1 pseudogene is annotated in these 1,317 nt (G+C 45.6%); it reads right to left on the bottom strand.

Annotated features, from left to right (window positions below):
• Positions 1-1,211: pseudogene (locus KU854_RS24645) on the bottom strand (Tn3-like element ISShfr9 family transposase); the annotation flags it as partial.
• Positions 1,212-1,317 lie beyond the last annotated feature (106 nt).

The following is a 1,317-nucleotide window of genomic DNA, read 5'->3' as shown; positions in this document are numbered from 1 at the left end:
AACACCTGCCTTAACAGTTGCTCCAGGAGATTGCATTGTTCATCGTAATGTTGCCACTGGTACTCTTCCACGGTCCGTTTCTGTTTTTTCAGGTAAAGGCAGAGGGTCTGGATATCCCTGTCATTCATGACCTTCAATGCCTGTTGTCTGACTACTGAGAAGGGTTGATTATCATCAATGTTCTCATCCACAAACAGATGCAGTAACTCTGCCGCTTTCGTGACATTGTCCGCGGCTGACTGCCAGGACAGGAACACTGCTTGTTGTGCAAAGGTGTTGGCAGCTTCTTGTTGCTTGCGGATATGGTAAATGAACCCATCAGTTAACCGTTCCAGTGCCAGTTGTATCCGCTCTGTCAGGTGACATAGCAACCATAGATGCTGCTGTGCGCGTTTGAATCGTTTGAGTTTACTACCGTAATAGTTGATGAGCTCACCGAAGTGTTGTCGATTTTTAAGAGACAGATTAAGCCCATCGATAACGCCATTGATTTGCGTGCGCCATGGCGCTAACTGATGATAAAGGGCAAGCTCTTTTTTAAGTTCAGGTACGGTCAGACTTTTTGCACCGCCTCTGAGCTGGTTCAGGCTTAGTCCGTCATCAATGGCTGTTATGCTGTCCAGAAAGACGTGAAGTTCAGGACTGGTGAGTTGATTAAGTTGGTGCGCCAGGTCTTTTCTGACCTGCTGCATCGCTCTGCTTATCAGTCTCTGGAGTACGGTGTACCTAGGGATAGCAATGCTGTGACTGGTTAGGAATTCAATAGCAGTATCAAAGAGGTAACGCGGCTCCAGCCAGGCATTGCCCACCTGAACAAGGTGGTCGAAAAGAGAATTGAAGTGCTGACTTTCGTCCCATTTGTGATAACCAGCAAGGTCTAATACTTTTGCGTAGAGTCGATCTTTTTGTTTTTGTGAGGGAGTGAATGGTCTGAGCCCCTTGCCGCCAAGCAGCTCTTTACTGATGAACATTAAATCCTTAGAAACCTGCGAGTAAGCGATATCTAGGATGACGGGCTTTGATTTGAAGTATCCCAAAATCGCGACAAAGTAACATCTATGAGCTCTGAGACGAATTGACCGAAAAACTGCCAATTCCGCATCGTTCAGAGAAAAGTACAGACGTTGTTCTTCGATTGAAAAAATGGGTGGGGAATAAAGATCTGCCTGTTCTGCTCTCGTGAGAATAGTAATTTCGTTTTTGATGGCCATATCAGGGCTGTTCCGTATTAAATGTACGATATTTACCTAATTTGCCACACTTATAAGTAGTAACCCACCTCCGCAGCCATTTATTGGTGTGGTCTACAGAGGATTA

It is taken from the genome of Enterovibrio paralichthyis, from assembly GCF_019209835.1.
Taxonomy (GTDB): domain Bacteria; phylum Pseudomonadota; class Gammaproteobacteria; order Enterobacterales; family Vibrionaceae; genus Enterovibrio; species Enterovibrio paralichthyis.
This window is presented reverse-complemented; position numbering and strand designations above follow the sequence as displayed.